Genomic DNA, 26295 nt, shown 5'->3' on the forward strand with positions numbered 1-26295 from the left:
ATAACTTGTTTTACAATTTAATAGAGTCATTGCTTGGAGGAAATAGTATGAATAAAATGAAAAATAATTTATTGACGGGCTGCTTTTCGCTGGCGATGGCTGCCGCTTTCGTCGCAATGCCCGTTATGGCAGATGCGGAGGAAAAGCTCAAGGAGGGGGAGAAGTTTGAACTCACCATTCTCCAGACGAATGACTTTCATGGTCATTTGGATGACATCGTCACGCTGGATGATGGAACCGTTCATCACAATTCTATTGCGAAGTATGCCACCATCATTGAAAATGTGCGCAATGAAGAGGAGAATGTGCTTCTTGTTGATGGCGGGGATGTGTCTTCCTACGCGGCGAGTTTCAAGCGGGGCAAGGTGAGTTGGAGACGTCTCTTTTGAAAGCTTTGAACTATGATGCGATGGCTCTCGGAAACAACGACTTCCGCGTTTACCCTGCCGGAGAGGGCACACCGGACAGCCGTTATGAACAGTTAAAGGATTACCACCGCAACGTGAATTTCCCCATCCTTACTGGTAATGTCATTGTCAGGGAAACAGGAAAGTACATACAGAATGTAAAGCCTTGGAAGAGTTATACCTTCACTGGCGTAAAAGTCGGCATGATCGGCCTTACTTCGATGAAGCCGGAAATTCGCGGTTGGGATGATGTAGCAGATCTCGATTTCATCGAACCGGTTGAAGCGTTGAATGCGTTGCTTCCTGAAGTGAGTGAAAAGTCGGACATTAACATTGTCCTTTCGCATGCCGGAAACCCTGAAGACCATAAGCTGGCTCAGGTTCCCGGAGTTTCGGCGGTAATCGGCGCAGATACACACATGGTCATCAAAACTCCCGAATACGAATTCAACGGAGAGGTGATGGTGCCAATTACTCAAGCCGGCGGAGAACAAGAACATTATTTGGGCCGCCTGGATTTGGCTTTTGAAGTCGTTGACGGCAAAATGACGTTGGTCGAATCCGATGGATTCCTCTACGACGTCACAAATGTTCCGGCAGATCCGGAGATACAAGCGATTATAGACGATTATCGTGCAGAGTTGAATGCGCAATTGGACTAGAGAGGGAGTCGCTGTTTAAAATTTTTACATATTCAAAGTGTGTTAACTATTACTAAAAAAATAGCCATAATTAAAGAACACAATTTTTGTGTTCTTTAATTGTTTTCGGGATTTGTATACTTAAACAATAATTTGTATTCATTCGGGAGAGGTATTTATGGAAAATAAAGATCAGGTTTTGCTAAAAGAAGACTTAGAAAATCAAGCTCACATGATGGGTTTTTCCCTAATTAACGTAGAAATAGAAATGGAGATATTAAATAATAAAATAGAAATACCAAATCAGAAGGATTTTTTAAACTTTCATAAGAATGTAGAAAATAGATTACTATTTTACTCTTATGAGTATGTATACGAATCGATCTTCAGAATTCCTGACGAATATCATCATAAATATGAAGAAAAAATAATACAAGAACAGATAAGTGTAAAAATCCATGAACATAATAAAGGCGTAAAAGACATTGATTTTGATAAGCCAGCAGGTCTATTGATGTACTATATAAAAGACGGGTTTCTGTTCTATAACTGTACTAGTAATGAAAAAATTTATGACCTTTCGAGTTGTGATTATATGATGAACTACATAGTTAAAGAAGTATTACAGGAAATTCCCATAGAAAAAAGAGAAGAAATGGAGAAAGAACGTCAGGCTAAAATAGAAAAAGAAAAAGAAGAGTTAAAAGAACTCATTTTTAAAGATCCAGATTTTAAGGCTGCCACAAATTTACCACGTAGGAAATCTTATGCTTCTCGATTTTTTCAGAGTCACCCTAAATACAAAGAGTTTTTACTTGATGCTGGGTATTATCCAATTCATTTTATTGAAGACATATGGAGAGAGTTTAAAGAAAAGGGATTAAATAAATAACTTATACATGCGGAGCTTTGTATTTTAATCAAAGCTCCTTCTTAGCCCATAGAAACTCGTTTTAGAATAACTACAACTTTAATACTATTAAAGCAGGTTCATGAGGCGAGAAGAGCGAATACTCAGCATAAGGTGGATAAATTTATTAATCGACTTATTAGATACAAAGAGAGCGTTAATTTAAATAGCGTAGCAAGTGAGGCTTGTGTAGCAATGCGACTCTCTATAACAATATTGAAATAAGCGAACGGATTGAATCCCATCAGCAACAAGCCCAAGTTTCTCCCCCGAACTTAGTAAGCAGCTAAAATATTATATATTGGCATGTAATACTAAGAAACAATATGAATTTTTTCTAAGGAAGGAAGGGTGTTTATGTCTGCTATTTACACAGCATACTATGATTTAATGGGGATGATAGGATTAATAATGTTGAGAAATAATAAGAAGCATCCGGCTGTTCCAGTTTTTCCTTTAGTTAGAGATATATGCTTAATGATTTATCAAATAAATAAAGAAATATTAGATGAATCTATTTATTTAGATCCTGATATTAAAAAAATACGTCACCGTGTGAAGTTGTTTCAAAAGAAAAATAACCTTAAAACATATCAACGTATTATAGATAACCATATTAATCAATTTGGAAATGACATTGATAATTTAGGTTTTTATTTAGATGGTAAGCAATTAGTTGGGAGTACAATATATACTACTTATATATTTCAAGATACTCAATTTTTTTCCAATAATCCAAAAGAAACCAGTAACAATATATACAATTTTTTGAAATTAGTTGGAGAGACCGTTGCAATAACTATTGAAAAACTTATAGAAAAGTCAAATCACTCTTTACCTATTTTCGATCCTCCCACATTTGTCTATAACGATGAAAAAGCTTACACAGAGAAGGATATTCTTAACACCCAATTTTTTGTTAAAGAACCAGATCAAAATGTTTTTTTAACAAGATTAGTAATTAGTCTTCAAGAAGCCTCGACTTGTAATTGGCTTTATAAAGGAATACCTGATGCTAATAGCCTAAAATTAGATAATTATATTTTACTAAGGTTGCTTTCAATAAAAGCTGATGAAGTAATGGATAACTTGAAAAATATGCAAACCTTTTTACCTGAGATTTTTCACCAAGTTGATGATGAATGCAATCTTAGCTTTTCAAAGATAATAAGTGATTTTGATAAAGAGTTAAGAAATGAATGTGTTCAATTAAGAAATATGATTCATTACGATGAGAATGAAAGAAACTTTCTGGATTACGTCAATAATAAATTTAGAGAAGATTGTAATTATATAAATAATCTTACATATAAGCTGGTTATAGACTACATGGAACCTTTGAGTAAATTAATTTCAAATTATTTAAAGATTAATGATATGAGAAGCATGAATGATTTGGAGAAGATAGCAAGAAGGTTATTTTCATTAGTTAAGAGAAATGATTTCAGAGAATCTTAATACTTTAAAGTGGAGTTAGTATAGTTTCATGGACACATTTTAGTTAAGTCCTTACAATGATTTTTGAGAGGATGTGTCCGTCTTGGAACGTAAGAATACAGGTAAAAAATACAATAATGAATTCAAGAAGACTATTGTAGATCTTTATCACTCGGGTAATTCGGTCAAAGAATTAAGCGGCGAATATGGCGTATCAGAAGTTACCATTTATAAATGGGTTAAAGAATTTACTCCAATCGGTTTAGGGGAAGAGTCCATGACTCCAAAGGAATTAGCCGCCATTCAAAAGGAAAACCTTCGGTTAAAGCAAGAAGTTGAAATCTTAAAAAAGGCTATGGCCATATTCGCGAAAAAGTAACCGAAACAGATCTTACCGAATTTATTGAGGAACACAAGAAACAATATCCCGTACAGAAGATGTGTGAAATACTAGAAATCCCAAGAAGCAGCCATTATCAGTCCCTTCAAATAGTCGTATCAAATCGCGAACAGGAAAACCAAGAACTCACGAAGGAAATTCATCTCATTTACCTGGAAAGCAAGGGACGATATGGGGCTCCAAAGATTCATGAAAGCTTATTAACCAAAGGGTTTTCCCTAAGTCTAAAGCGTGTTCAACGCTTAATGAGCAAGGCGAGAATTCGTTCTATTACTAAGAAAAAATACCGTCCCTATCCATCTAAAGAAAAGGTTATTCAATTGGATAATTTGTTAAAACGAGACTTCACTACTCAGACCATTAATGAGAAATGGGTAGCAGATATTACGTATATCCATACGTTAAAAGACGGATGGTGTTATTTAGCTTCGGTATTAGACCTTCATTCTAAGAAAATAGTAGGGTATTCATTTTCTCGTTCAATGACGACAGAACTGGTCATAAAAGCTTTCAATAACGCACACCTATCACAAAAGCCCTCGGAGGGCTTAGTTCTTCATACCGATCTTGGCTCACAATATACAAGCAGTGAGTTTACTCAACATATCCAAAACCATCATATTAAGCAATCCTTTAGTCAGAAAGGTTGCCCGTACGATAATGCCTGTATTGAATCCTTTCATGCCCTATTAAAGAAGGAAGAAGTCAACCACGTACAATATCTAGACTATCAAACAGCTAAATTAGCGATGTTCCAATTTATTGAAGGTTGGTATAACCGAAAAAGAATTCACAGCAGCTTGGGTTATCAAACCCCACAAGCCATTGAAGATCGAATTAGGAATACAGCTTAAGATTTAACTTTTTAGTGTCCAAAATATTGACTCAAATCCAAAAGTTAATATTCTATACAAAATCGACTAAGAACAAATGCAGTTTACAATAATTAGAGGTGTAACATATGAATAATTTTCAGAGAGAATATTCAATCAGTAATGCACATGTAGGCAGGGACTTTGAACAGATAGCGTTTAATTATTTTAATTCACACAATATTATTTTAAATAAAAGTGTCAGTATTCCTGTTGGGATAAACAAAGTGAAGAAATATCATATATTTGACTTGGGAAATGCAACAGACTTTCCTAAACTTATTATAGAATGTAAATCACACAAGTGGACTTCGAGTGGAAATGTTCCGAGTGCTAAATTAACCGTGTGGAATGAGGCAATGTATTACTTTTTTTTAGCGCCTATGGAATATAGAAAGATATTTTTCATATTAAAAGATTATTGTAAGAAAAGGAGCGAAACATTGGGAGAATATTATATTAGGACATATCGTCACATGATCCCAGAAGATGTAGAGATAATGGAATACGACAGTGAAACTGAGTTAGTTAGGCAATTAAATATTTAATTATAGTTATTAGAATTTTAAAAATGTTGTTCGACATGAGGTACTCTTCTCAAATAATAAAATAAGCTACTTTTTTTATTATTAAGAGCAAATTATCTTAACTAATTCTATATTTATATTAGATTAACTTGTTATTTAAAAATGTTTATAAAAAGTAATTGATTATTGATTGTAATAGATATTATTACTCAAACCAATTATTAAGGGGGTACTTATGTCTTTAAAGTATTTTTATGAAATAGAGGAGCAAAGATTATTAGATGAGGCAAAAAAGGTTTCATTGTTTACAAATCATCGCCATAAATTTGTTAATTATTTGTTTTGAACAAACCTATTTATGGACAGTTAGCAAAATTTAAAAGTGATCTTGAAAAGTATTATAGCTATGAACCTTTTGTTTATAGGATTCAAAAAGTCAATGATATCATCGCAAAAGATATAAAAAAGCGGACTTTAACTACTATGATTAATGAACTACACAGAAATAACCCTGATATAAAATCCTTTACTTTTAATAAACTTAATGAAGTGCTGGTAAGGGTGAATATTGATTCGAATTTCTGAGTAGTTGGAAAGGGAGCGGAACGCACGCTTTAACATTTAAATTTTGCGTAAACTAGAGAACTGATATACCAACATCAGTTCTCTTTATTGATTTATCATTCGAAAAAGAAGGTCTATTCAAGAAAATGGAACTATCTAGCCTTTACCTGAGAGATGTGACCATCCTCCATTTAAGCTAAAAATATTTCTCACCACAATCGTGCCCGATCGTATTGCAGCATAAAAAATTCCTGCATATCAATACAGGAATTTTAATCAAACTTTATTTTAAATCAACGCTAAATACTCATCTATAGCTTTTAAAGCTTTCTTTTCTCCTCCGGATTCTTTAAAGCTTTTACTTATCATTTTAGCATTCTCACGATATGAAGCAGTGGACAATATGAGTTGCACAGCTTCTTGCAGCTTTTTTACACTTACTTCATGCAATCAATCCTATATCCGGCTTGAAGTTCCTCTAATCGATTAGCGACCATAGGCTGATCAGAAGAGATTATACATGGCTTTTTTCTTCTACTTTTTTGCTCCGTATAAGAGAACTTTTGCTAATTCATTTTAATTCCTTCACTCGTTTAAATGCATGGCTCTCAAGTAGCTTTTGAGCGTGTGAGACCTGTTTCTTTGATGTACTTGTTAGGGCGGACCTCTCTGATTAAAATATAAGTAAATGATATAATGAAAGAATCCTACTCTTATAAGGAATCAAAAGTTTTTTTATGATAATGGTTTTGAATTTATCTCCAACTTAAAAAAGCAGAAAATTCATAATAGTAATTCTACAAAGTTGTCAAAAAAAATTGAAGCAATAAAACAAGGGAAAGACTTAATTGATTGAAGTATCCCAAGATCAGTTCCATGTGGTTCCCAGTTCAAGAGACGTAGGGATTGTATTCAACTTTCAAACTGGCGGGTTGCCGTATTGGTATGTAGTGGGGAATGGAGATACTTATATGCTTGGGTGCTTTCTTTAGCTGCTGAGCGGATTCATCCTAAAAAAATTTTATTAAATCTATGTTCTCAAAACAGATGTTAAAAGGGGTGTATTAATTTGCATAATTTACAAGAAATAGTAAAATATTTTCCCTTTGGTCTGCTATTAGTAAACAATAAGGGTGAAATACGATATGGGAATGAACTTTGTGAAAGTATACTAGGAGTCAAAAAACTAGATAAGAATCTTATACAAGTTATATTACCAGGTTGTAACATAATAAAAGTAATCAAAGAAGGCGGATTTGAAATTACCGCTCATAACTCTTTAGAGGAAATGCACCTCATGTGTATCTCATTGATGACTGGGAATCTTGGGATAATTCTATTCATTCCTAAAGAAGTTTATAATGATGACATCATAAGTAAGTCTCCTAATGTTATTGAGTTAAAACAAGAACTGGAAGCGATTATGAATTTGAGTGGTGAGCTTGTAACAATCACAGATGCTGAGGGAATCGTACTGCGAGTTAATAAAGCATGCGAGCAGATTCTAGGAGTAAAGGAATCTGATGTTATTGGCAGATTCGCCTCTATCATGGAAAAAAATGGTGTTATAGACTCATCCTCAACAAAGCATGTAATAAAGCACAAGTGTAAAATAACCATGAATCAAACAACGATGTCTGGACGGCGGTTAATGGTTGATGCGCACCCAATTTTTAATGATGATGGGTCATTGAGTAAAGTTATTAATATTTCAAAAGATGTAACAGAGATATCAAACCTTCAAAAAAAATTAGAAGAAACCAAAAGCATTCTAGATTACTATCAGCAGGAACTTAGTATTCTTCAGAAAAAAGATCAAGAAATAGTTGTTAAATCCATGGCTATGGAAAAGGTTTATGAACTGGCATGTAGAGTAGCCGATTCGGATGCCACCATTTTTCTGCAAGGGGAAACAGGTGTAGGTAAGGAAGTTCTGGCTAGAACGATTCATAATTCCAGCATTAGAAAAGAAGCTCCGTTTATAAAAGTTAATTGTGGAGCAATTCCGGAAAGTATTATGGAATCTGAGCTTTTTGGTTATTCAAAAGGCACTTTCACCGGTGGGAATAAAGATGGAAAAAAGGGGTTAGCCCTGGCAGCGCATAAAGGAACTTTATTTTTAGATGAGATTGGTGAATTACCACTTAATTTACAGGCGAAATTACTTCAACTTTTAAATGAAAAGCAGTTCACTCCACTTGGAGAAATAAAGCCAGTACAAGTAGATGTTCGATTTATAGCTGCAACCAATCGTAATTTAGAGGATATGGTGAGAGAGGGAACTTTTCGTGAAGACCTATATTATCGTTTATTTGTTATACCTATTACTATTCCCTCTTTATCAGAACGAAGAGAGGACATACCCTTTCTAATCAACCATTTTTTAGAAACATTTAACCATAAATACAAATTATATAAAACAATTGATAAGGAAGTAGTACAGTTTTTCATAGATTATGAATGGAAGGGAAATGTAAGAGAATTACAAAATACTATTGAAAGACTCGTTCTTATATCATCAGCTCAGCAAATAGAGTTAAGTGATCTATCAGATAAATTTAAAAAGGCCACTTCTCACACTAAAGGAATCAGTGGCGAAGGTTTGAATCTAAAGCAAAAAATGGAGCAATTTGAAAAACAAATCCTTGTTCAAACTTTAGAAACGTCTAATACAATGAAAGAAGCAAGTAAAAAATTGGGAGTGGATGCATCGACGATTACCAGAAAAGTTAAAAAATACAACATTAACGTTGCAAAATTGCAATTTCTATTGTGATTTTGCAATTTTTATTTTAAACCTAGTTTTATGAATTTTCTGATATAAATTATGGATGTTAGTCCATTTAGGATTGCACCTTTGCAATTTCGATTTATTCTCAATATTAAAAAGCTATTTTTATCAGCTTTTTATACTTTGGCATGAAACTTGCTTTAAATAATAATAGAACACAATTTAAAGGGGGAAAGTGTTATGAAATTATTTGGCGTAGACGTCGGAGGAACTTTTACCGATATAATTTTTAGCGATACTGAAACACGGGTGACAGCTATTCATAAAGTCCCGACAACATTAGACGATCCATCAACCGGTGTGGTTCAGGGTATTCTTGAACTTTGTGACCGTCAATATATTGACAGAACTGCAATTGATCATGTGTTTCACGGAACAACGATTGCCACTAATGCGATTCTTGAGTATGACGGGGCTAAAACAGGGATGATCACAACAGAAGGATACAGGGATATCATACATATCGGGAGGCATCAACGACCACAAAACTATTCCATCATGCAAGAAATTCCATGGCAGGATAGACCATTAGTCCAGCGAAGACATCGATTAGCGATTGCAGAGCGTATGGGCCCAGTTAAAGGCCAGGTCATCACTCCAGTACAGGAAGATCAAGTTCGGGGTGCGGTTGCAACGTTAAAGGAAAGGGGCGTTGATTCTATTATTGTTAACTTCTTATTTTCCTATACCAACCCTGAGCATGAACAACGTGTAAAAGAAATTATCGAAGAAGAATATCCTGAAGCATTCGTCACGATTTCTTCTGAAGTTTCACCGCAATTTCGTGAGTTTGAACGTTTTACCACAGCTTCCATTAACGGCTTTGTGGGGCCGAAGGTGAAAAATTACATTCAAAACTTGGAACAGAGTTTGAAAGATTCAGGAATCTCTGCTGAACTTCATATTATGTGCTCAAACGGTGGAGTAGCAACGCCTAAAACTGTATCTGAAAAGCCTGTCAATACGCTGTTGTCAGGGCCTGCAGCAGGTATCCTGGGAGGAGCTTGGGCCGGGGAATTAACAAATCGTCAAAAACTGATTACCTTTGACGTAGGCGGCACTAGTGCTGACATAGGTATTATCACTGATAGCGGTTATGGCGAATCGTCAGCTCGTGATACATGGATAGCTGGTTATCCAGTCATGGTACCGATGATTGATATTCATACAATCGGCGCAGGTGGCGGCAGTATAGCCCATATTGATGAAGGCGGTGCATTTAAGGTTGGGCCAAGAAGTGCAGGTTCTCGTCCAGGACCAGCCTGTTACGGCCATGGCGGGTTAAAGCCAACAGTAAGTGATGCTAACGTTGTGCTCGGAAGGATTGATGAACATAATTTCCTTGGTGGAGAGATGAAAATCTATACAAATGCAGCATACAAGGTAATAGACGAATTAGCGGGACAATTGGATTTAAGTAGAGAAAGAACAGCTGAAGGTGTCTTGCAAATAATGAATAACAACATGGCAAATGCGATTCGTGAAAAAACGATTCAAAAAGGCGAGGACCCGAGGGAGTTCTCATTGGTTGCTTTTGGCGGAGCCGGTCCGCTACATGCCGTAGAAGTCGCTCAGATTTTAAATATACCAGAGGTAATTATACCGTTATACCCAGGAATCAACTCCGCCACTGGATTATTAACGACAGATTTAAAATATGACGTTATCAAAACGGAATTTATGATGAGTACTAATATGGATTTCTCCGGCTTGAACGAAGATTTAGCTGGATTAGAAACCCAGCTTATTAATCAACTAAAAGAAGACGGAGTCTCCAAACAAGATATTCGCATTCTTCGAAGTGCTGATTGCCGATATGCCGGTCAGGGGTATGAGTTGCGTGTTGATCTGCCAGACGTATTTCTTGATGAAGATACTATTGTCGATGCATTGAACAATTTTCATGAGAGCCATAAAGCAGAGTATGGACATAACTTTACAGACAGCCCAATTGAGTTTGTCAATATTCGCGTAACTGGAACTGGCTACATGCCGAAAATCGAAAAGCAGGCAATCCATCACGAGTATCAATTGGAAGATGCATTGTTAAAAACAGGTGATGCTATTTTTAATATCGATGGAAGCCTAGTAAAAGTCGAAATCAATTTCTATCAAAGAGAGAAGATTCCTGTTGGTGCTGAATTTAATGGTCCTTGTATTGTGCTACAAAAAGATACAACCACTGTCATTCCTCCTAACTGTACTGCTTATATCGAGGAATACGGAAATATGATTATTAAGGTAGGTGTTTAATTTATGTCAAAAATCCATACTGACTTAAAGCAGATCGACCCAATTACGGTTCAGGTTGTTCTAGGTTCTTTAGAAAATGTTGCGGTTGAAATGGGACACAAGCTTGCCCGGATGTCTTATTCCAGTATTATTCGGGAATCTGAAGACTTTGGTTGTGCGCTAGTTGATGTCAGAGGACAACAGCTATGTGAGTCCTCTCACAGTACACCTCTTCAATCTGGTCCGATTCCGGGATATATAAAGGGGATCCGTGAAATCATGGAGGATCGCAACGATACCTTCAATCAAGGTGATGTCATTATGCATAATTCACCATATCATGGAGCTTCCCACGGTCCAGATGTAGGATTTTGTATTCCGGTGTTTTATAAGGACGAATTAATTGGATTCTCTGTTACGACGGCACACCATTTAGATATAGGATCATCAACTCCAGGAAGCTGTGGGATCGTAGATGCGGTAGATGCCTATGCCGAAGGCCTTCAATTTAAAGCTATAAAAGTCTATGACCAAGGTGTTAAAAACCGTTATGTATGGGATATTTTGAAAGATAACATACGCGCTCCGAAATTAGTCGTTGGTGATATGGAAGCCCAAATAGCAGCCGCTAGAATCGGTGCACAAAGGTATATAGAGATTATTGAAAAATATGGATTAGACACCGTTCAAGCAGCAAGTGAAGAACTGATGAACTACTCAGAAAAAATGATGCGGGATGCCATTAAAAAGCTGCCAGATGGAGAATACACTGCTGAAGGTTTTTTGGATGGATATTTAGACAGTGACGATCCTGCTAAAAAAGATTTAAGAATCAATGTAACAGTGAAGGTTGATGGGAGTAATTTGACAGTCGATTTGACTGGGACATCTCCTCAAGTGACTGACAAACCAATCAATATGCCATTATTAGGAACAGTCGATATTGCTATCTATCTTACATTACGGTCAATCTTACTAGATTCCACAGTATATGGGAATTTCCCGCAAAATTCAGGGTTAATCCGGCCAATTAAGATTGTGGCACCGAAAGGTACATTATGTAATCCAATCTTTCCTGCGCCGACGATTGCTCGATTCAATTCTGGGAATGCAGTTGCTGATACTTTAATGAAAGCTTTAGCACAGGTTGTTCCGCATCAGGTCAGTGCTGGTGTCGGTAACCTTCAGGTTGTGGCATTCAGCGGTCAAAGTAATGAGAATTACTGGGTTTATATGGATATCATGGAAGGGAGCTATGGAGGTCGCTACGGCAAGGATGGAATGGATGCAGTAGATACTTTATACGCTAACACGAGAAATAATCCGATAGAAGATATTGAATCTCACTATCCTCTAAGAGTAAATCGATATGAGCTAAGAGATAATGAAAGTGCTCCAGGGAAGTGGCGCGGAGGAATAGGATCCATTCGTGAGGTCAGTTTCTTGGCTGATGGAAGTTTCTCTGTTGAAGCGGATGGACATAAATATGCACCGTGGGGATTTGAAGACGGGCAAGACGGCTATGTCGGAAGCTTGTCTATTCGGGACAATGAAACTAATGAACTCGTCCAATTGCCTTCCAAGCTCCCTAATAGACACGCTCAATCCGGAAGCACCATTCAATTAGTAGGCCCATGTGGAGGAGGTTATGGCAATCCACTTGAAAGGGAGCCTGAGAAAGTTCTATCAGACTATTTAGATGGATTTATTACAAGGGAAAAAGCTCTAGTGGAATATGGAGTCACGATTACTGATTCAGAGGAAATAGATTATGAGAAAACGAACGAGTTAAGAAAGGTTTAAAGTTAAAAATGGAGGACGCTATGAAAACAGTAACTATTAGTAAAGAAAGGTTACGCATCCATATAGAACAACTAGGTGAAATAGGAAAGACGAAAGATAAGGGCGTACAACGTCTTGCATTATCCAAAGAAGATAGAGAAGCTACCCTGCTAGTTTCTGAATGGATGAGAGAGGCCGGCCTTACTGTTACTCATGATCATTTTGGGAATTTAATTGGACGGAAAGAGGGAGAAAAACCAAGCCTTCCTTCCGTAATGATCGGTTCTCATATTGATTCTGTTCGAAATGGCGGTAAGTTTGATGGGGTTATTGGAGTACTGGCAGGGATTGAAATTGTCCACGCCATATCCGAGGCAAATGTCGTTCATGAACATTCAATTGAAGTGGTAGCTTTTTGTGAAGAGGAAGGTTCAAGGTTTAATGATGGATTATTCGGAAGTAGAGGCATGGTTGGAAAGGTAAAACCAGAGGATTTACAAAAAGTTGACGATAACAATGTAACTAGATATGAAGCGCTAAAAACCTTTGGCTTTGGGATAGATCCTGATTTTACCCAGCAATCTATACGGGAGATTGGTGACATTAAACATTATTTTGAGATGCATATTGAGCAAGGGCCATATCTAGAAAAGAATAATTACCCAATAGGGATTGTAAGTGGGATTGCGGGTCCTTCTTGGTTCAAGGTAAGGCTAGTTGGAGAAGCTGGCCATGCGGGGACTGTTCCTATGAGTCTACGCAAAGACCCCCTGGTCGGGGCTGCGGAAGTCATTAAAGAAGTAGAAACTCTTTGTATGAACGATCCAAATGCTCCCACAGTCGGCACTGTTGGTAGAATAGCGGCTTTTCCTGGAGGAAGTAATATTATTCCTGAATCAGTGGAGTTTACCCTTGATATCAGGGATATTGAACTGGAGAGACGAAACAAAATTATTGAGAAAATAGAAGAAAAGATCAAACTTGTAAGTAAAACCAGAGGATTGGAATATCAGGTTGAAAAAAACATGGCTACAGTTCCTGTGAAATGCTCTGAAAATCTAATCAACTCCTTAAAACAATCATGCAAGGAGCTGGAGATAGATGCACCAATTATCGTTAGCGGTGCAGGACACGATGCGATGTTTTTAGCGGAAATAACAGAAATAGGAATGGTGTTTGTCCGTTGCCGTAATGGTATAAGCCACTCACCAAAAGAGTGGGCGGAAATAGATGATATTCTCATTGGAACTAAGATACTGTATGAATCAATTATAAAACATATATAAACTGTTGTATGGCGGTCTGTATGGACTGCCATACAATTGAATAATTATAACATTTATTTTCGGAAAATTCTTAATTTTAAAAAAATAACGTTTTTAGATTTCACGAACAAAGGAATTAGTAACACCTATTGAAGGTAAATGAAGTGGACTAAATCTCAAAACTTCGAATCTTAGAATACTTACTGATAGGTGGAAAAATAATTGTTAATTAACTATTTGAAGGTGAATTATTGATGTTAGGCCCCAACATCAACGTTATTTTCTCCATAAGTATTAGAAATGGTTTTGCTCTTAGACAATCATCACAATAAAAACTAGTAACACAAACAAAATGTCCTGTTATGAGAGAATCAATCGGAACATTATGAAGAACTTCAAAGAAGATTTCTTTCTAAGGAAAAATTAAAAGGAGGTAATTTCTTTGAATAACGTTAATGAAAAGGGGATTAGTTTAAAGGGAAAAGACATCATGCCGACAGTGAACAAGGAAAGAAATATGTCCGCAATAGCGTATTTTATTTTATGGGTTGGGATAGCTGTACAACTAGTAACCCCCATAACAGCGGCTCAGCTTTATCCAGCATTATCACCCCTGCAAATCATCATAGCTTGTATCCTTGGTAATCTAATTGTCTCTATTCTTTTAACATTATTAGGGGATATTGGGGTGAGATATGGAATTCCATATGCGGTTTATATTAGGGCGAGCTTCGGTTATTTAGGAGCCCATATACCAGGTATTGTACGTGCCGTTCCAGCGGTATTCTGGTTTGGTTTTCAAACATGGATGGGTGCATATGCCTTGGATGCAATCATGGAAATGTTAACGGGTTACTCGAACCTTAAATTGTTAATTATTTTATTTGGTGTAGTGCAAATCATTAACACTGCCATGGGAATGGAAGCTATTACAAAATTTGAATGGCTGGCTTCTCCTAGTATTTTAATTATAGGTATTATTTTACAAGTATATATTATGAAACAGCATCATTTAACATTCAGTGAGATTTTCTCCCATGGGGGTGACGGTGGTGTTTCAATGGGCTATGCTGTCGTCGTAATGATGGGAACATATATTACGATGGCTTTAAATGCCCCGGATTTTACCCGGTTCTTAAAGACAAAAACTGGTAGTGGTGAGCCTAATTGGTGGAAAGTCAATAAAGGAAGTTTTTGGGCACATACATTTGGTTTGGTAGGATCAATGCTACTCTTTACGATTATCGGTTTAACGAGTGGGGTTGCAACGGGAACATGGAATCCAATTGATGCTATGATCCAAACAATGGGAAAAGATAACCCTTTCCTTTTAATTGTATGTTTAGCCTTTGTTATTTTAGCTCAATGGTCTACAAATATTAGTGCGAATCTATTGCCTCCAGGTTATATCATAGTAAACCTATTCCCACGTAAGATATCATTTCCGATGGGTGCGATAATAGCAGGGATTATTGGATTACTTATTCAACCATGGAATTATGCGGAGTTTGTTCCTCAAATTCTAATGGTTATAACAGCCACACTAGCCCCAATCGTAGGTATTATGTTTACCGATTATTATTTGCTTAGAAAACGCAGGCTGAACTTAGATGAACTGTATAAAGTCGATGGTCAATATAAGTATTGGAAAAATGTTAATCCCGCAGCCATCATTGCATACATTCCATCCGGTTTGTCAGTTCTTTTGTTTCCTGATTATGGATTTGTTACAGCATTGTTAATTTCTATGGTTTTGTACTATACCTTAATGAAATATTGGATTTGCAAGATATATGAACAGCCTGAAATTACCGATGCAAATTTTAATATAAAAAGTCAAGGATTTACGAAGGAGGGATAATGTATAAAAATTAAAGTAATTAACCCGAAATGACGAATGGCATTGTACACAGGTCAAAAAGTGAGCTGGATCGGACATACAGATCATTACGGTACCCGAAATGGGTCACGCATCAATTGAAGCCTACTATGATGGAATACTTGAGTATTTCTGGAGTACTCCTGATAATACAAAAGAAATGTAGAGGGCACTACACTTTCAGTTGAGGAAGGTAAGTTACTAGGTTGTGCCGGTATGGCGGATTTAACCGATAAACTCGAGAAAGAACTTGGGGTACCTGAAATTGATGGTGTAGTAGTGATTGATAGTTTATAGAAACAATTGTTGACCCTTGGAAAAAACAAGCAAACTAAAAACTTATAAATCTCCTGAAAAGAAAGAATATAGCGGGAAATTAAGAAATTTGGGTCCGTGGAAAAAGCTATAAAATAAATTCACTAAATTCTAGGAGGAAAATGGTTATGAAAATTAAAGTTATCAACCCGAATACCACTTTGGCAATGACAAAGGGAATTGAACATGCTGCTAAGTCAGCTGCAAGATCTGATACTCAAATTGTTGCAGTGAGTCCTAAAATGGGTCCGGCTTCAATTGAATCCTACTATGATGAATATTTAAGCATTCCAGGAGTAATTGAGGAAATTAAAAAGGGAGAAGAAGAAGGAGTAGATGCATTTGTTATAGCATGCTGGGGAGACCCTGGATTGCATGCTGCGAGAGAAGTAACAGATAAACCAGTTGTAGGCATTGCGGAATCCTCCGTTTTTTTAGCATCAATGCTTGCTGCCAGATTTTCCGTGGTCACAGTTTTACCTAGAATTAAAACAATGTTAGAAGACCTGGTTGATTCATATGGTATGCAAAAACGTGTACTAAACATCCGTACGACACCGATGGGCGTATTAGATTTTGAGAGAGATCCAGAAGCAGGAATTGAAATGTTAAGGCAGGAAGGGAAAAGAGCGGTAGAGGAAGATAATGCAGAAGCTATTTTACTTGGATGTGCTGGTATGGCAGAATTTGCGGATAGCCTTGAAAAAGAATTAGGAGTTCCCGTTATCGATGGAGTTGTAGCGGGTGTGAAATTCGCCGAAGCAATTGTTGATCTAGGAAAGAAAACAAGTAAACTAAAAACTTATAAATATCCAGAGAAAAAAGAATATGTTGGGGCATTGGAGAACTTTGGACGGAATCAAACAACTACAAAATAAAAAATTAATTGGTTTTGTGCACAAAAATTAAAGAGTTTTCACACTTGTTAAATGATAGATAGTTTATATCAATTTTATTTAATTTTGGGCGAATTTCACTTACTAGTGAAATTGCCCATTTTTTAAAAGCATAACAGGGATTTCAGTGATATTGACTGTTAGACAGAACAGAAATTATATTATACATCCCTTGAATGAATTATTGCATTTTTAATCGAATGGGTGAACTGTAAAAGTTCTTACATCAATATATATCAATAAAATGAAAAAGGAGTGGAGATATTCATGGATTCAAATTCTAACAGCGTCATCAATCCAGATCCTTCGTTATACAATGAAGATCTTGCCCCGGTTCCAAAAGAAAAGAGAACATGGAATTGGATATCCTACTCAATGATTTGGATGGTAATGATACACAATATCGTTTCTTATGAGCTTGCCGGAAGTTTAATTGCTATGGGAATGAGTGTATGGCAGGCATTGGGTGCAGTTATCTTTGCAAACGTAGCGCTAATTGCGGCCATTTGGTTAAACAGTGCGGCGGGTACAAAGTATGGTTTGCCCTTTCCTGTTTTGATAAGAGCCTCATTCGGATATAAAGGGGCACATATACCAGTATTAACTCGGGCGTTCGTGGCCATTTTTTGGTTTGCTGTGCAGGCGTATGCTGGGAGTAAAGCAGTTGGTGCTGTAATAACTGTACTTTATCCTGGATGGGCTTCTCTTGGAGACTACTCTTTTTGGGGAATGGGCCTTAATGATTGGATAGGCTTTGGGACGTTTTGGTTGCTCCATGCTTTGGTGATTTCTCATGGGATGGAGAGGGTTAGACGTTTTGAAATGTGGGCTGGACCGTTAGTCATTGTATTAGGTTTAGGTTTGGTGTATTGGGCAGTTGATGTAGCAAATGGCTTTGGGCCGCTTTTCTCCATTCCTGGTACCCTTACTGGAGATGAGTTCTGGAAAAGCTTTTTTCTTTCAGTTACGGGGATGATTGGTGTATTAGCAACCTTAGTTTTAAACATTCCCGACCTTACTCGATTTTCAAAAAGCCAAAGAGATCAAGTCATTGGCCAGGCTGTAGGATTACCCATTATGATGACGTTTTTTGCATTTATGAGTATCATGATCACGGCAGGAACAATTATTGCATTCGGAAAGCCGATAACAGATCCAGTACAACTACTAGTCCAATTTGATAATCCTATTGTTGTATTATTGGGGGCATTTTCCCTGCTAATAGCGACCCTTTCCGTTAACGTTGTTGCTAACGTTGTCTCGCCGGCATACGATCTTATTAACTTGTTTCCAAGAAAGCTCAATTTTGTCAAAGCAGGAATTATTTCTATAGGGATTGGTGTATTTTTTGCACCTTGGCTATGGTTTAACAACGCAGGCACGATTTTTAATATCATTGGTGCTATAGGAGGAACATTAGGACCAGTATCAGGAATTATGATCGTGGATTATTTCCTTGTCAGACGCAGTCAATATGATTTAAATAGTTTCTTCGTGAAGGATGGGCAGTATACATACCGTAACGGGTGGAACCCGCGGGCGTTTATTGCAATGTCAATGGGTGTAATTGTTGCCTTGATAGGACTAGTGGTACCTTCTTTACATTCTCTCTATACCTATAACTGGTTTTTAGGGATAGCAGTAGGCGGAGTATCCTACTTTTTCTTGATGCGTTCAAACCAAAAGTCCATAACCACTGTTGTGGAGGAGAATGCTATTATTAAATAAAACGAAGACCGCTCATACCTATATAGGTAGAGCGGTTTTTTGCGTGCTTGTTAAAAAGAGAAGGTGCCCAAGCCAAACTAAATTGAGTCCCTTTATGCAAGGTAATAACCCAAGCTAATATCTGTAGCTTCATCTTGCGCTTTTGGCGGAAAGCTGACAATATATAAACGCCTTTTTTTTCACTTGGAATGTATATAGTAAAACTTGGAGGTACACCCTTACATCCTGTCAACGAGAAATTCTCCATAACAAGCCATAGCACCGGATAATTCCATGTTAGCCCCAATTTTAATCGTATCGGTATCGCTTCCTTCTGAACTTTTTTTAGCGTCTGAACAACCAGCTTACATTCCAATCATTAACGCTGAATCCAAAGCATCTTGGTGAATTTTCCCCTCATAATAAGATCCCTTAATGGCTGATATTTTTGAATCCTGGCTAACTCAAGTGTCTGGAAATAAAGGAAATATGTGCAGGGGGTATAAACATGTGGTTTCAGAATCGGTACCGTAAAATAACGAGGAGGGAAAAACGAAGTGATAACCTGGAAACTTCATGTAATACAGGCGGACTTTCCCTTCACGGTATATTAAAAGATAACCTTCACCAAATTAGACGGGAGCTTGGAAACAGTTCTGATGCTGGAAAATAGATGGAGATACTGATATTCTTAATATCAAGATAAAGAGCGGTCATTCGATTGAATATGGTGATTATCTGGATTCACTTGCACGCCTTTACAGTTATTTCTAATCCCACACAGGAAACTTCCTGGTAAGTTATCACGAAACCTAGGTTTGAATTCATTGGAGAGGGATCTCCACAACATGTGTGGGGAGCAAGCAGTGGTTCATTGCATAAACAAGACACACACTTTCCCATGATTGTAACATGGTGGATTTAAGATAGATTTTTCACATTTTAGATGAATGAAATTCGTCAATAAAACAAACTTAATATTCATTGTTCATTTTTTAGGAGTCGGGGATTTTGTTTATAACTCTAATTTTGATGGAATGTTAATTTGTTTTCCTTGGGGAGTACGATATAAGTTGAAATGAAATTTATTTTGATAGAGGTGGGAACTAAAAAATGAATCCATTTGATCTTCATACCCATCACCAACGCTGTGGACATGCTCGGGGGAATATTCGTGATTATATTGAAGCTGCTAACCGCAATGGGCTAGGTATGATTGGTATATCTGATCATTCACCATATTTTACAAGTGAAGAAGATCAGCGTTATCCTCTTATCGCCATGAGCAAAAGCCAATTTCCTGAATACGTATCAGAGGTTCTGCAGCTTAAAGAAGAGTATAAAGGGAAGATTGAAGTTTTGCTTGGTGTGGAATCAGACTTTTTTCCGGAACATGTAGAAAATTATCGTAGTTATTACGAACGTTACCCATTTGATTATATTATTGGTTCCGTACACCATGTGGATGGCATAAGCATATTTAAGAAGGACCGGTGGGATGGTCTTTCGAATAAAGAAAAATTACAAACGAAAGAAACATATTATAAACTCATAGAACAATCCGCCAAGAGCGGGATGTTTCAGATTCTTGGCCACATTGATGCGATGAAGGGTTTTTATCCTTCTTTTTCCTCAATTCAAACGGAGGCTATAGAACATACATTAAAAGTTATTGCAGGATATGATATTGCAATTGAAGTAAATACGTCCGGTAAAACCAAATACTCCGGGGGCTGGTACCCGGCAGATGATATCCTTGAGATGGCACTACATTACGGAGTAAAGGTTACCTTTGGTTCAGATGCACATGACCCGGACCGTGTAGCTGATGATTTTGAATTGGTAAGACTGAGACTCAAAGAAATCGGCTATAAGGAATGGGCATTTTTTAGAGAAAAGGCCATGTTCCTTATTCCTCTATAGAAAATTTATCAATAATAATAGTATATTACAAACAGGTGGCGATTCTTCTGCCGGAAACTGGTGTGATTGATTTGATCCTTATTGGGCGATTGATTGGATATTTCTGCAGTCAAGGTAACACTTCCTTCAAAGTTATTTGTAAACTCAAAGAACTAATTAATTCTCCATCTAGATTTTACAAAAAACCCCTCTGGATATATCTTAATAAAAAGCCCTTCTCGATTGAGAGTGGCTTATTTCTGTTTAAAAAGGTAAATCATCTGAATGGTAGGTTTAACCTGCTTAACTAACTCCGTTTAATTAGTGGGGGTCCTTTACATAATTCTCGTGTTGTCTTGTTAAATTACGAAGGTTTGGCATATACTCACTTTTTTCGTGAAGTGTATTTATAGAGAGATTACTTGGTACATATGCTTAAATGTGTTTTGGGAATTAGAGTGAATAATCTAATTTTTTTTAAAAAAGTAGTAAAAACTATTGTGAAATCGTGTAAAAACGTTTACACTTGCAATATACTAAATTTAGTATATTTAATTTGTTATAGGAAGTTGATTATGTGGGATAAATTTTATTCTAAAAATGGGTTAGCTGCTAAAAATATAGCCAAAGTGTTGATAGAACTAGAGATAGGCAAAAGAATACCCCGGGTTTCAGATTTTTGTGAAGTACTTTCATTTGGACGCGGGACCATTCAAAGCGCTCTTAATTTGTTAGAAGAAATGAAAGCGATTAAATTGGAAGCGCGTGGTCATCTTGGAACCTTTTTATTAGGAAAAGATGATGAGTTGTTACTTGAAATTGCTGGTATTGCACCTTTGGTTGGATCCATGCCGCTTCCTTATTCACGCAAATATGAAGGGTTGGCAACAGGGTTAGTTGAAGCCTTCGAATCAAAAGGTAAAAGAATCAATTTAACTTTTATCCGGGGGGGAATTAATCGAATTGAATCCATTCGTATGAAAAGATGCGATTTCGCAGTTGTTTCTAAATTGACTGCAGAAGCACAAATATTACAGTTTCCAAATTTAAAAATATTCGAAGAGCTTACGCATAATAGTTATGTATCAGCTCATAAAGTGTTTCTGTCTAATTCGAGTGAAACTAGAATTAGACAAGGAATGAAAATTGGTTTGGACATTGAATCCCTTGACCAAAGCAGATTAACGTTTGCAGAAGTTGAGGGCATGGACGTTCAGTTAGTTCATGTAAACTATATGCAGTTGTTTGATATGCTACATGCCAAACAGATAGATGCAACTATTTGGAATGTGGATGAAAAAAAAATGATTGAAACCTTTAGAGCTGTAGAGTTTCAATCACCTTTAGCTCGGCAATTGTCATTGGACACATCCGAAGCTGTCATAGTTATTGATGGTAACAGGGAAGATGAAATTAAACAAAAATGGAACTGTGTAACCAAAGAAATGATTCTTAAAGTTCAAGCACTTGTTGAAACAGGAGAAAAGATTCCTCGGTATTAAAAATATCGAGGAAATTTCTAAAATATTTTTATCAAAATACTAAATACAGTAGATTGGAGTATGTGAAATTGAATAAAGCAGAAATGAATCAAAAATTAGATATATTAAAAGACAATAAGATTATTACCGATTTAGCCTATGACATTACAAACGAAACATTTGATTTAATGTCAGAAAAGTACAAAAAGACCGATTTATCTGAATCCGATATGTTTTGGACACATATGTGCATGGCATTAACAAGGATTCAATGTGAGGAATCTATAGAAGGACCACTTGAAATGATTATGGTAGAAATCAGACAAACACCTTATAAAAATGAAATAGAGGAAATTATCAAATTTGTTAATAATAGATTTCCTCAGGGAATTCCTAAAGAAGAACAGGATTATTTCTATCTGCATCTACATCAAGTACTAGATAAAAATCAATAGGAGGTTTTAATAATGATCAAAATTGTAGTAGGTGGACAGTTAAATAAGCAAACAATCGAAAAGCAAATCAAGGAGTTAGGAGGAAGTGAGGTTGAAGTAAGTGTTAAGAGTGATTTAGAAGCCGTAATGGCGTTAAAAAATAAACAGGTTGATTATTATGTTGGAGCTTGTGAAACAGGGTCTGGTGGGGCGCTTGCTATGGCATTAGCACTTTTAGGACATGATCATTGTGTAGCACTTGCTTCCCCAAGTAAAGTTAAGAATCAAGAAGAAATTCTTGAAGAAGTTAATAGTGGGAAAATCGCTTTTGGCTTTACTGCCCCTTCGTCCGCTAATGTGTTAAAAGCTTTAGTTCCAGCATTACTTAATAAATAAAAAAAATATCAGGGGGAGTACTTTTGGATTTTACTATCATGCAACTAATAACCATAGCCGCTCTTGGTTCTATGGGTTCCATTCTTGTTAACCGAGGTGTAGCTGTTTTTAATGACGGTTTACGTCCAATTGTTCCAGAGTTTTTAGAAGGCCGCATTACCAGAAAAGAATTGGCAGCAACCAGTTTTGCGTTAAGCTTTGGATTAATTATTGGGTTTGGTATCCCGCTATCCATAGGTGCAACAATCATTATTGCGCATAGTATTTTACTTGCATGTGACATTATCGGAATATGGTCACCTGACAATAAAAAGGGCATAATCATTTCTGGTGTCGTAGGTGCTGTTTATAGTATTGGTGTATGCCTTGGACTACAATTTGTTGTTGATCTTTTTGATAAACTACCTATTAACTTCCTTGACTCTTTAAGTCTAGTAGGTACACCTATTATTATTGCATTTACTGTATTCCCTGCTGTAGCCGTAGGTTACCAGCATGGTTTTAAGAAGGCTGTAATTACTGCTAGCATTACATTTATTTCTTATCTATTGTTCGCTCGCTTTGGAACTTTTACTATTTCAAGCTACAAAATTGCATTAAGTCCTGAAGGAATGTCTTTATTATTTGGGATGTTTATGATGGTTTATTTTGCAGCAAGAGTAAAAGGTGGGGAAGGTACTACAAACGCAGATTTAGTTAATATATTTACAGAACGCGTGAACAGAATTAAAAAAAATCGCTGGTTGCTTGCGATTATGGGTGGCTTGGTTGCATTAGTTTCAGCCCAGATGATTCTTGCGGTTGACGCGATGCCACAAGCTTTAATTAATGATGGGAAATACTCGGAAGCAGCAATAGCAACTTTAGCACGTGCCATAGGATTTATACCTTTAGTATTCTCGACTGCCATTGTGACAGGTGTATATGGATTAGCCGGTACAACTATGGTGTTTGTGGTAGGGATCATTTTTAGAGAAATGCCGATTCTAGCATTTTTTGTTGGTGCAGTCGTTATGTATGGGGAAGTTATGCTGTTATCTGTTGTTACAAAAAGCATGGATAAATTGCCTGGTGTACGAGAAATGGGAGAACACATTCGTACGTCCTTAGCTGATGTTCTCGGGATGGCTATCTTAATTGGTAGTGCGATGGCAGGAGAAAAAATTGCACCAGGAATGGGCTTCTTCTGGGTAATGGGCTTTTATCTGCTTAATCGTATAGCGAAAAAGCCATTAGTGGAATTAGCAGTTGGACCAGTAGGGGTTATTGCCTTAGGTATCTTAGTGAATATTCTTCATTTATTTGGTTTATGGTCTAAATAAAGGAAAAAAGAATACCTCTTCCGTGATTATTTTAAAGATAATAATGGGGGAGGTATTCATTAGTTAATAGAAACTACGCATCTAATTATCAACAAAACTAAATCAATTCAATCAAAATTTTATGAAAGAAAGTGATTTTAGTGTTAATGGACGGTATTACTCTTATGCACGAACATACTACGATTGATTTATCAGAAGTTAAAAATACAGAGGATTGTCAACTTGATGTCTTTAGTGAAACTTTAAAAGAATACAAAAAATTATATGAAAAGGGTGTTAGAAACATTGTAGATGTAACCGTTTTTGGAATGGGAAGGAATATCCCGTTTGTCCAAAAGATAGCTGAAGAAAGTGGCATCAACATTATTTATTCTACTGGTTTTTATCAAGAGGAATTTTATCCAATCCAGGTATTTCGTGAAACACGGGAACAATTAGTTGAAAGAATGATTAATGAAATCAACCATGGAATTAAGGGAACGGGAGTAAAAGCAGAAATCATTGGTGAAATCGGAACAAGCTATAACGTATGGACAGATACAGAGAAAAAAGTGTTTGAAGCGGTTGTAATTGCCCATCAAGAAACCAAAAAACCTATAACCACTCATACCTCAATTGGTACATTGGGACATGAACAAGTAGACTTCTTTAAAAAGCATAATGTCGACTTAAATCGTGTTGTTATTGGTCATGTTGATTTAACTGGGGATGCTGATTATATATTGAAAATGTTAAAAGATGGTGTTTATGTTGAGTTTGATACTGTAGGAAAAGAGAGCTATATGCCTGACCGAACACGTGCAGAAATCTTGAAAAAAATTCAGGATGCAGGATATATCGATCATGTTTTCCTTTCAATGGATATCACAAGAAAATCACATCTGGAATATAAAGGTGGGCTAGGTTACAACTTTTTACTAGACTCCTTCATTCCTTTACTTACTAGCCATGGACTAACAGATGATTCTATTGAAAAAATGTTAGTCACAAATCCCTTGGTATTTATGAATCAATGAGGTGATAAAATGCAAACATTCCCTTTAAAAAGTCTTTCAATGGAAGAAGCCCAACAAAAGCAATTTCAGTTAATTGATATCATTACTCGTTATTTTCGAGGTGATGAAATACTTTCGCTTGGAGATTTAGGTGTTGTGAGAGGTGTGAATAAACCCCAATATACAAAAAAGGTAGAAGAAATATTGGCAGATTTTTTTCATGTCGAAAGAGCCTTGTTTGTACGAGGCGCAGGAACTGGAGCACTACGATATGGTTTTATGAGTTTTTTGAAACCAGGCGACCAAATCTTGGTCCATGACGCACCCATTTATCCAACAAGCAAGACAACGCTAGATAGCATGGGGATAGAAGCGATATTTGTTGACTTTCATCAAAAAGAGAAAGTGAAAAAAGTGATTCAACTTCATCCTGAATTAAAAGGCGCACTCATTCAACATACACGTCAAAAAATGGATGATCATTACGATATAGGCAAAGTCATTGGGCACATTCGTTCAATGAATCCTTCTCTTTACATCCTTACTGATGATAATTATGCAACAATGAAAGTAGAACAAGTAGGGGTTCAAGCTGGTGCTGATTTGACAACCTTCTCATTATTTAAATTGTTAGGTCCAGAAGGAATCGGTCTCATAATTGGTAAGGCAGACTTGATTAGAAAAATAGAAAAAATGAACTACTCTGGTGGTAGCCAGGTACAAGGTTATGAGGCGCTAGAAGCTTTACGTGGGCTTGTCTATGCTCCAGTTATGTTAGCCATTCAAGCTGAAGTAAATGAAAAATTAGTATCAAATCTTAATCAAGGGATAGTAACAGGTGTAAAACGTGCTTTCTTAGCAAATGCGCAATCAAAAGTAGTATTAGTAGAGCTAACGGAACCAATCGCAGAAGACGTACTCCATTATGCAAACGAACTTGGGGCAGCCCCGTATCCAGTAGGTGCCGAATCCAAGTATGAATTTGTTCCTATGTTCTATAGAGTTTCAAATACCTTTCTTACATCAGATCCTACTTTAAATAAAAAAATGATTCGGATCAATCCACTAAGAAGTGGAACAGATACGATTATCAGGATATTAACGCAATCCATTCATAAGGCTCAAGCTAAAAGTCAGTGA

The 26295-nt window shown here is 36.6% G+C and carries 23 protein-coding genes; 21 read left to right on the forward strand and 2 right to left on the reverse strand.

Annotated elements, in window-relative coordinates:
- Positions 1–47: 47 nt before the first annotated feature.
- The 6 genes from ABIE66_RS10720 (at position 48) to ABIE66_RS10745 (ending at position 5215) form a co-directional block, all read left to right on the forward strand.
- Entirely contained in the window at positions 48–389 is a 342-nt protein-coding gene (locus tag ABIE66_RS10720; RefSeq protein ID WP_370014665.1) for a hypothetical protein, read from the forward strand.
- Positions 386–1069: a metallophosphoesterase gene (locus tag ABIE66_RS10725; RefSeq protein WP_370014666.1), complete on the forward strand. Its 684-nt coding sequence runs from the start codon at positions 386–388 to the stop codon at positions 1067–1069. The genes ABIE66_RS10720 and ABIE66_RS10725 overlap by 4 nt, the downstream gene beginning before the upstream one ends.
- Positions 1070–1226: 157 nt before the next feature.
- On the forward strand, positions 1227–1940 hold the full coding sequence (locus ABIE66_RS10730; protein WP_370014667.1) for a hypothetical protein: 714 nt from the start codon (positions 1227–1229) through the stop codon (positions 1938–1940).
- Positions 1941–2315: 375 nt separating this feature from the next.
- On the forward strand, positions 2316–3416 hold the full coding sequence (locus ABIE66_RS10735; protein ID WP_370014668.1) for a DNA polymerase III subunit gamma/tau: 1101 nt from the start codon (positions 2316–2318) through the stop codon (positions 3414–3416).
- Positions 3417–3498: 82 nt separating this feature from the next.
- Positions 3499–4649 (forward strand): IS3 family transposase gene (locus ABIE66_RS10740; protein WP_370014669.1). Its coding sequence is split into 2 segments (ribosomal slippage): positions 3499–3748 and positions 3748–4649, totalling 1152 coding nucleotides; the frame shifts between segments, so codons are not numbered across the junction.
- 107 nt (positions 4650–4756) lie between these two features.
- Positions 4757–5215 (forward strand): hypothetical protein, encoded by a 459-nt coding sequence (locus ABIE66_RS10745; RefSeq protein WP_370014670.1) that lies wholly within the window; start codon positions 4757–4759, stop codon positions 5213–5215.
- An 831-nt stretch (positions 5216–6046) separates the two neighbouring features.
- Here the strand turns inward: ABIE66_RS10745 and ABIE66_RS10750 are convergent.
- Positions 6047–6208, reverse strand: a complete 162-nt coding sequence (locus tag ABIE66_RS10750) for a hypothetical protein (protein WP_289324672.1) — start codon at positions 6206–6208, stop codon at positions 6047–6049.
- 619 nt (positions 6209–6827) lie between these two features.
- Here ABIE66_RS10750 and ABIE66_RS10755 point away from each other — a divergent pair.
- From ABIE66_RS10755 to ABIE66_RS10785, 7 genes are all read left to right on the forward strand, one after another.
- On the forward strand, positions 6828–8534 hold the full coding sequence (locus tag ABIE66_RS10755; protein WP_370014671.1) for a sigma-54 interaction domain-containing protein: 1707 nt from the start codon (positions 6828–6830) through the stop codon (positions 8532–8534).
- Between the two features lie 195 nt (positions 8535–8729).
- Positions 8730–10802, forward strand: a complete 2073-nt coding sequence (locus ABIE66_RS10760; protein ID WP_370014672.1) for a hydantoinase/oxoprolinase family protein — start codon at positions 8730–8732, stop codon at positions 10800–10802.
- 3 nt (positions 10803–10805) lie between these two features.
- Positions 10806–12584, forward strand: a complete 1779-nt coding sequence (locus ABIE66_RS10765; RefSeq protein ID WP_289324675.1) for a hydantoinase B/oxoprolinase family protein — start codon at positions 10806–10808, stop codon at positions 12582–12584.
- Between the two features lie 20 nt (positions 12585–12604).
- Positions 12605–13849 carry a Zn-dependent hydrolase gene (locus ABIE66_RS10770; protein ID WP_370014673.1) on the forward strand — a complete coding sequence of 415 codons (1245 nt, stop codon included), beginning with the start codon at positions 12605–12607 and terminating at the stop codon, positions 13847–13849.
- A 421-nt stretch (positions 13850–14270) separates the two neighbouring features.
- Positions 14271–15689, forward strand: a complete 1419-nt coding sequence (gene ncs1, locus ABIE66_RS10775) for an NCS1 family nucleobase:cation symporter (RefSeq protein WP_370014674.1) — start codon at positions 14271–14273, stop codon at positions 15687–15689.
- Positions 15690–16150: 461 nt separating this feature from the next.
- Entirely contained in the window at positions 16151–16900 is a 750-nt protein-coding gene (locus ABIE66_RS10780; protein WP_289324677.1) for an aspartate/glutamate racemase family protein, read from the forward strand.
- Between the two features lie 285 nt (positions 16901–17185).
- Positions 17186–18646, forward strand: a complete 1461-nt coding sequence (locus tag ABIE66_RS10785; RefSeq protein WP_370014675.1) for an NCS1 family nucleobase:cation symporter-1 — start codon at positions 17186–17188, stop codon at positions 18644–18646.
- Here ABIE66_RS10785 and ABIE66_RS10790 read toward each other — a convergent pair.
- Positions 18639–18932, reverse strand: a complete 294-nt coding sequence (locus ABIE66_RS10790) for a hypothetical protein (protein ID WP_370014676.1) — start codon at positions 18930–18932, stop codon at positions 18639–18641. The two genes, ABIE66_RS10785 and ABIE66_RS10790, sit on opposite strands and share 8 nt — an antisense overlap.
- A 201-nt stretch (positions 18933–19133) precedes the next feature.
- On the opposite strand from ABIE66_RS10790, the gene ABIE66_RS10795 reads away from it, so the two are divergent.
- From ABIE66_RS10795 to ABIE66_RS10830, 8 genes are all read left to right on the forward strand, one after another.
- Positions 19134–19298, forward strand: a complete 165-nt coding sequence (locus tag ABIE66_RS10795; RefSeq protein WP_289324680.1) for a hypothetical protein — start codon at positions 19134–19136, stop codon at positions 19296–19298.
- A 440-nt stretch (positions 19299–19738) separates the two neighbouring features.
- Positions 19739–20548, forward strand: coding sequence for a histidinol-phosphatase (locus ABIE66_RS10800; protein ID WP_370014677.1), 810 nt, complete (start codon positions 19739–19741; stop codon positions 20546–20548).
- 554 nt (positions 20549–21102) lie between these two features.
- Complete coding sequence (yhfZ, locus tag ABIE66_RS10805) at positions 21103–22029, forward strand: GntR family transcriptional regulator YhfZ (RefSeq protein ID WP_289324682.1); 927 nt, start codon at positions 21103–21105, stop codon at positions 22027–22029.
- Between the two features lie 68 nt (positions 22030–22097).
- Positions 22098–22463 carry a PRD domain-containing protein gene (locus tag ABIE66_RS10810; protein ID WP_260357358.1) on the forward strand — a complete coding sequence of 122 codons (366 nt, stop codon included), beginning with the start codon at positions 22098–22100 and terminating at the stop codon, positions 22461–22463.
- A 12-nt stretch (positions 22464–22475) separates the two neighbouring features.
- Positions 22476–22838 carry a DUF2620 domain-containing protein gene (locus ABIE66_RS10815; protein ID WP_260357359.1) on the forward strand — a complete coding sequence of 121 codons (363 nt, stop codon included), beginning with the start codon at positions 22476–22478 and terminating at the stop codon, positions 22836–22838.
- A 23-nt stretch (positions 22839–22861) separates the two neighbouring features.
- The gene (locus ABIE66_RS10820) at positions 22862–24160 is read left to right on the forward strand and encodes a YhfT family protein (RefSeq protein WP_260357360.1); all 1299 of its coding nucleotides are present in this window, start codon (positions 22862–22864) and stop codon (positions 24158–24160) included.
- 146 nt (positions 24161–24306) lie between these two features.
- Positions 24307–25176, forward strand: a complete 870-nt coding sequence (locus tag ABIE66_RS10825) for a phosphotriesterase family protein (protein ID WP_289324683.1) — start codon at positions 24307–24309, stop codon at positions 25174–25176.
- 9 nt (positions 25177–25185) lie between these two features.
- The gene (locus ABIE66_RS10830) at positions 25186–26295 is read left to right on the forward strand and encodes an aminotransferase class V-fold PLP-dependent enzyme (RefSeq protein ID WP_260357362.1); all 1110 of its coding nucleotides are present in this window, start codon (positions 25186–25188) and stop codon (positions 26293–26295) included.

The sequence above is a fragment of the Peribacillus sp. B2I2 genome (genome assembly GCF_041261685.1).
In the GTDB taxonomy this organism is placed as follows: domain Bacteria; phylum Bacillota; class Bacilli; order Bacillales; family DSM-1321; genus Peribacillus.